Origin of the sequence: Fischerella muscicola PCC 7414 (assembly GCF_000317205.1) — a bacterium.
Classification (GTDB): domain Bacteria; phylum Cyanobacteriota; class Cyanobacteriia; order Cyanobacteriales; family Nostocaceae; genus Fischerella; species Fischerella muscicola.
Map to the genome: position 1 here is coordinate 1 of NZ_AJLK01000186.1, position 6,579 is coordinate 6,579.

6 protein-coding genes are annotated in these 6,579 nt (G+C 45.6%); 2 read left to right on the plus strand and 4 right to left on the minus strand.

The window, feature by feature from the left end; all coding sequences use genetic code 11:
- Positions 1-560 precede the first annotated feature (560 nt).
- A complete protein-coding gene (locus UYI_RS0129100) occupies positions 561-740 on the plus strand; it encodes a Sec-independent protein translocase subunit TatA/TatB (protein WP_016870212.1) in 180 nt (59 codons plus the stop codon).
- 75 nt (positions 741-815) lie between these two features.
- On the opposite strand, the gene cphA is transcribed toward UYI_RS0129100, so the two are convergent.
- The 4 genes from cphA to UYI_RS37340 form a co-directional block, all read right to left on the minus strand.
- A complete protein-coding gene (gene cphA / locus UYI_RS0129105) occupies positions 816-3,518 on the minus strand; it encodes a cyanophycin synthetase (protein WP_035139090.1) in 2,703 nt (900 codons plus the stop codon).
- A 171-nt stretch (positions 3,519-3,689) separates the two neighbouring features.
- Entirely contained in the window at positions 3,690-4,553 is an 864-nt protein-coding gene (locus UYI_RS0129110) for a cyanophycinase (protein ID WP_016870214.1), read from the minus strand.
- A 22-nt stretch (positions 4,554-4,575) separates the two neighbouring features.
- On the minus strand, positions 4,576-5,013 hold the full coding sequence (locus UYI_RS37335) for a hypothetical protein (protein WP_157226411.1): 438 nt from the start codon (positions 5,011-5,013) through the stop codon (positions 4,576-4,578).
- A 417-nt stretch (positions 5,014-5,430) separates the two neighbouring features.
- On the minus strand, positions 5,431-5,601 hold the full coding sequence (locus UYI_RS37340; protein WP_157226412.1) for a hypothetical protein: 171 nt from the start codon (positions 5,599-5,601) through the stop codon (positions 5,431-5,433).
- 105 nt (positions 5,602-5,706) lie between these two features.
- Between UYI_RS37340 and trmD the strand changes: the two genes are divergently transcribed.
- Positions 5,707-6,420, plus strand: a complete 714-nt coding sequence (trmD, locus tag UYI_RS0129120; RefSeq protein ID WP_016870216.1) for a tRNA (guanosine(37)-N1)-methyltransferase TrmD — start codon at positions 5,707-5,709, stop codon at positions 6,418-6,420.
- Positions 6,421-6,579: the final 159 nt, after the last annotated feature.

Here is a 6,579-nt window from a genome sequence, read left to right on the forward strand (position 1 = left end):
TTGGCTTGCCTTTCACTTTAATCACTGCTGAAAAGATGAGAATTAATTGAGCGCGATCGCGCTTTGTGAAAATAGGAGTTTTGAGTGCTGATGAATAAGAAAAATCTTGCTGTTGCTTTTTATCTTTGAGGGCGTCCGTCACCTGAAAGGCTTGCCCTGCCACAAGTTGACTGCGGTTGTCACCCCCTCAGCCAGAACTGGCAGGGCTTCCAGCGATTAAAATTCACCTCTTCCAAAAAACACCTACAGGTTTGCACCAATAAAGCTTAAGTAGTGGTGTGACGGGCTATTTTGTGCAAAAATCTCTTTTTCTATCTGGTGTGTTCTCTCTTGCCTGGTGCGGTTTATTAATGCAGTAATTTAACGTGAGTCTCCAACGGAGGCGCGCCAGTAGGTATTACGATCGCTATAACGCCAGAATCTTCAAAATCGATTTTCCGTTGTGCCTTTGTGATTCAAAAAATTGATCAACCACTAACACCCCAAATAAAATCACAACATCATGTATACATTCCCCACCCTACTATATTCTAAGTAGAGTTTTTTCACAGGAGACATTTATGTTTGGACTGGGATGGACAGAAGTAGGTGTAATCGCGATCGTCGCCTTATTAATTTTTGGGCCGAAAAAAATCCCCGAACTAGGAAGCGCATTAGGCAAAACTTTGCGGGGTTTTAAAGAAGAAATGAATAAAATCACAACTGATGAGGATACCAACCCCGAAGAAGAAGAAAAATAAAAATAGTCATTTGTTCTTTGTCATTAGTCCTTTGTGTTTACAAATGACAAATGACAAATGACAAATGGCCATTGACTAAATAATCGAATTGACAACAGATGAAGTCACACCCATTTGAGAATCTACAGTTGCGGGGGTGGTATTTTGTTGCGGAACTTCTTCCTTAACAACACCACGCGCTTTAATCAACTTGATGGCACGATTGACGCTTTCTGGTAAAATCACCACCAAACTGTTCTCAGGGGTAATATCCAAGGCTTTGTTAATGGCTTGGGTTTCATCCAGAATCACTTCAAATTCGTAATTAGGATTTACTTGCTTAATACCTTGAACAATTAATTCCGCAGCTGAACCCCGCACCCTACCTCTGGTGTCGTCATCTTCTTTGACAATTACGTAGTCAAAAATTTCCGCTGACAGCTTACCCAAAGCCACAAAGTCTTGATCACGTCGATCGCCAGGCCCACCGATAACACCAATGCGATCGCCATTTGTCCAGTTGCGGACAAAGGAACCTAAAGCTTCGTAACTGTGGGGATTGTGGGCATAATCTACCAAAGCGTGGAAGTTACCCAAGTTAAACAAGTTCATCCGTCCTGGTGTTTGACTCACCGAAGCCCGGAATGTATTTAAGCCAGCCCGAATTTGCTCAATTGACACGTTTTGCACAAACGCCGCTAAGGAAGCTGCCAAAGCGTTGGCAATCATAAATGGCGCCCTTCCACCCATCGTCAGGGGAATATTTTCTGCGCGTTCGATGCGGTGTGTCCAATCCCCTTTTAATATTGACAAAAAGCCATTTTCGTATACTGCTGCAACTCCACCCTTTTGGATGTGGTTTCGCACCAATTCCGATTCTGGGTTCATGGTGAAGTAAGCAATATTAGCTTTTGTTCGTTCTGCGATCGCAGCTACGCGGGGATCATCGGCGTTGAGAACAGCGTAGCCATCAGGATAAACGGCTTCGGCAACCACACTCTTGAGATGTGCTAGTTGGTCGATTGTATCAATGTCACCAATCCCTAAGTGATCAGCAGCAACATTTAACACTACACCGACATTAGCGGCTTCAAAAGCCAAGCCAGAGCGGAGAATCCCACCCCTAGCTGTTTCCAACACTGCTACTTCTACTGTCGGGTCTTGCAAGATTAACTGGGCGCTTTGCGGGCCTGTGTTGTCCCCAACTTCGACTAAGTAATCTCCGATATAAGTACCGTCTGTTGTAGTATAACCTACTACCTTACCCGTCTGTTTGTAGATGTGAGCTAGTAGCCGGGTAGTGGTGGTCTTGCCGTTTGTACCCGTAACACTCAAAATCGGAATCCGGCTAGCTTGTTCGTTGGGGAACAGCATATCAATCACTGCCCCTGCAACGTTACGGGGAATGCCTTGGCTGGGGGCAACATGCATCCGGAAGCCAGGAGCAGCATTGACTTCTACAATCACACCCTCAACCTCTCGTAAGGGGCGACTAATATCTGATGTGACGATATCAATGCCGGCGATATCTAAACCTATAATCTTGACGATACGCTGGGCTAACCAAACGTTTTCCGGGTGAATTTCATCTGTCCTATCTACAGCAATACCACCTGTACTTAAGTTTGCCGTTGCCCGTAAATAGCAAATTTCGTCTTTAGCTAATACGCTATCGAGGGTGTAACCTTGCCTTTCCAGTAACTGATAGCTGGTGCGGTCAAGTTCAATTTTGGTGAGAACCTTGTCATGTCCATCACCACGATTTGGATCTTTATTGGTTTCCTCTATCAATTCCGCAATCGTAGATCTGCCATCACCAACCACATGAGCAGGTACACGTTCCGCAACTGCCACTACTTTACCGTCTACAACCAAGACTCGATGGTCACGCCCCTTGTAATATCGCTCTACAATAATTGAGCGAGAAACTTGTCTAGCTGCGTCGTAGGCTGCCTCTGCTTCTTCCCAATTTTGGATGTCGATGGTGATGCCACGCCCGTGATTTCCGTCTAAGGGTTTGATGACAATGGGATAGCCACCAACATATTCAATTGCTTCTGGCAAATCGTCCAAAAAGTTAATCACCGTACCTTTGGGGACTGGTACACCTGTACTGGCAAGAATGCGTTTGGTGGCTTCTTTATCGCAAGCCAGTTCTACTCCCAAAATACCGGTGTTATCGGTCATGGTTGCCTGCATCCGCTTTTGGTTGACACCATAACCCAGTTGAATTAAGAAGCGTGCCCCCAGTTGCATCCAGGGAATACCTCTTTTTTCAGCTTCTTTGACGATTGACTCTGTGGAAGGCCCCAAGGCTGCATCACGCCATAAGTCTTTCAGGTCTTGTAAATCTTGTTCTAACTCCGCCTTTGGATAACGGCCTCGGTCAACAATACTTTGGCACAGCCGGACTGCGGCTCTACCTGCATAGCGTCCGGCTTCCTCATTTAGATACTCAAAGACGACTTGGTAAACACCTGATGTAGACGTTTCCCGAGTACGACCGAAACCGACATGCATACCGGCTAATTCTTGCAGTTCTAAGGCGACATGTTCCACGATGTGACCCATCATGGTGCCTTCGCGCACTCGCATCAAAAAACCACCACGACAGCCAGGCGAGCAGTAGTGACCCTCCAGACTAGGCAGAGCCTCAACTAGTCCTTCATAAAAGCCAGGGATCTCATTCGAGGGCGTCTCGGCAAGATTTTCTAGATCAAGGCGCATGACGATTAGTTTGTGGCGTCGAATGCTCCAGTAGTTGGGGCCGCGTAAGGTCTGGATTTTGAGGATTCTCATGGGAATAGGTAGATGGAGATTCGGAACCAAAATTCTAGTTTCTTACTGAAATTGACCGCCAAACTGTTCATGGTAAACAGTTTTTTCTTCTTACATCGTATTACTCTCATTTTTTTGCTGCAACGTAGAATTGCGCGATCAACTCAGTGTAACTCCAGATACTTAAGTCCGTCAGCTGGAGATGCGGTAGACAGCAGGTAGAACAGTGCGTTGGTAAAGGTGGAAGCGATCGCCATGACTGAGGATGTGCAGGCGCAAATTGTGCAGATTCAAAGGTTCGGTTGCTCCCACATGCGGTTCGTTGGTGTGAGTGACTTCGGTCGGATCTATTATTGTAACCGAACCCTTGCCTAAAACTTGTAACCAACCATCACGTTCAAACAACGCACAAGTATCTTCATCAATGCCAATCCCCAGACGATCTGGATGAGAAGCGATCGCGCTCATCAAACGCCCCATGCGGTTACGATTGTTAAAATGTTGGTCTACAATCACTTCAGGGATAAATCCCAAGCCGGTGGCCATGTCCACCAACGAACGATTGGGCGACTCACCACTACCACCACCAGCAATCATGTGATGTCCCATAACTGCCGCACCTGCACTAGTACCTGCGAGTGTGAGTTCTCCAGACCTAACTCGCTGCCGGATAATATCCATTGCTGGTGTGTCTGATAAAACGCCACACAGTCGTAATTGATCACCTCCTGTTAAAAAAACCCCGGTACAAGCTTCCAGGGACTGTTGGTAATCACGGTATTCACACTGCTCTCTTTCCCGTATGTCCAGAAGCTCAACTTTTTTAGCACCCATATCCTCAAAAATACGGATATAGCGACCACCGATGATAGAGGGTTCACGAGAGGCAGAGGGAATAATTGCTATGTGGGCGTCATTAGCACCAGCACGGGCAAAAAAAGTCCGCAAAATCTCGCGGCCATGGACTTTATCTTCTGCGCCTCCGATCACCAGAACGGCAGTTTTTGTTGCTTGGGGTGTCCTCATTTCCAGCAATTTAGCTTGTAATTCCGGCATTGTGTTTCTCCTGTCAACAACTTCAGGTGAAAATTACAAGGTCAGCAGCCCAATTATTTTCGCGCCTAAATTGGTAATGGGTAATTGGTAATGGGTAATTGGTAATGGGTAATGGGTAATTGGTGAGCCAGCGCGCCCCAAGGGGGGTTCTCCCCCATGAGCGTAAGCGCGAACCCGTAAGGGTAATTAAGATACTGATGATTTTCCAATACTCAATGCCCAATGCCCGATGCCCAATGCCCAATCCCCAATCCCCCATATTCCTTGCCGTCACGGTGGCGACACATTTGCAGTTATAGTTAATAGCATCTTGTTGTAGTGACTGCGATCGCAATGCCATGATCTTGTAGACGCTTTGTCGCGTGTCTCTTGGGTGGTTGTCCGTTTGAGTGTCTCCTCTAATTTTGGGAAACACAAACAGGTATTGACGCACTTTCTTTTTGAGGCTGGTTCGATGCATCCTGGAAGTTGTTAACCTAGTCAGAATAGTGAAGTACCCACCGCTAAACGCTTAACGTTATAGCGGGGGCTTCGCGTCTCATTTGCCGATGCTCTGTTGGGGACATCATTTAAAGATGTTCGTCACTGAAGACGATTTGAGCCTTACTCAGCATCTCTGGCATTTGTGCCTTTATCTCATCAAAGGAGAACCCGCGCAGCCACCCTGCTTCTCAAGGCAGTTATAAGTTAATTTTTCATCTTTCGGCTGATATTCCACTGCTAACCGTTAGGTATAGCCAGGGACTGACGCCGAATTAATTAAATTTAGATGTGACAATATTTAAACATAAATTAAGTAATTAGAAAAACTTTTATTGACTCATAGAATCTCACTCTTTCTAGTACTTATAGATACACTCAAACAACTTCATGTGTGTTACATACAACATCGGCTAGTTTGAAGCCAGCACCAAAAAGCAGCTATGCTGCTATGCTGTAGACGCTCGTGCAGACGATGTATCTGTTGGGTAGGCAAAAAGGGAACACCAAAAGTTTTTGCCTGTGGCAGCAATTTTTGGGAACCCTGGCAGAAAGAATTAATCACCATAACATCTACCCATTTTTTGACTTTTTTATTAACTTTCTAATTATTTCTGCCGTACTGTGCTAGACATTCCAAATTTAAGATTAGTGTTCTCCAATACGAAATACTGTGCGCTTTGATATAGTTACGCTATTTCCTGATAGTTTTGCCTCTATTCTGAATTCAGGGCTGATTGGTAAAGCCTTGTCCAAACAGATTGCTCAGGTAAATTTGATCAATCCCCGCGACTTTACTACCGATAAGCATCGCAAAGTCGATGATGAACCCTACGGCGGCGGTGTCGGAATGCTAATGAAGCCAGAACCAATTTTTGCCGCCGTTGAATCCCTGCCTGTTTTACCCAGAAGAGAGGTGATTCTGATGAGTCCCCAAGGTCAAACAATGAATCAACCTCTGTTACGAGAGTTAGCAACCAATTATGACCAATTGGTGGTGATTTGTGGTCACTATGAAGGTGTAGATGAGCGAGTACTACATTTAGTCACCCGTGAAATATCCTTGGGCGATTTTATTCTCACCGGTGGGGAAATTCCAGCAATGGCTTTGATTAATGGTGTAATGCGCCTACTACCAGGAACTGTTGGCAAAGTCGAGTCCCTCAAATCAGAAAGTTTTGAAGAAGGATTATTAGATTATCCCCAATACACCCGTCCAGCAAATTTCCGTGGTTGGAAAGTACCAGATGTGCTACTGTCTGGCAATCACAATGAAATTGCTAAGTGGCGGTTGCAACAACAAATTCAAAGAACAAGCGATCGCCGTCCTGATTTGCTCAAAGCTTGGCTAGAGGAGAAGGGGGGGAAAGATGGGGAGATGGAATGATGGGGTGATGGGGAGATGGGGTGGTGGGAGGTGTGAGGGGTGTGAGGGGTGTGAGGAGTGTGAGGAGTAAGTATTAAACAACTACTAACTACTAACCACTAACTACCAACTACTAACCACTAACTACCAACTACTAACCACTAACTACCAACTACTAAC

What these genes read in the sequence shown, in the direction of transcription:
- UYI_RS0129100 (WP_016870212.1), top strand. Translation starts at nt 561, where the DNA reads ATGTTTGGACTGGGATGGACAGAAGTAGGTGTAATCGCGATCGTCGCC.
- cphA (WP_035139090.1), bottom strand. Translation starts at nt 3,518, where the DNA reads ATGAGAATCCTCAAAATCCAGACCTTACGCGGCCCCAACTACTGGAGC.
- UYI_RS37340 (WP_157226412.1), bottom strand. Translation starts at nt 5,601, where the DNA reads ATGGTGATTAATTCTTTCTGCCAGGGTTCCCAAAAATTGCTGCCACAG.
- UYI_RS37335 (WP_157226411.1), bottom strand. Translation starts at nt 5,013, where the DNA reads ATGCATCGAACCAGCCTCAAAAAGAAAGTGCGTCAATACCTGTTTGTG.
- UYI_RS0129110 (WP_016870214.1), bottom strand. Translation starts at nt 4,553, where the DNA reads ATGCCGGAATTACAAGCTAAATTGCTGGAAATGAGGACACCCCAAGCA.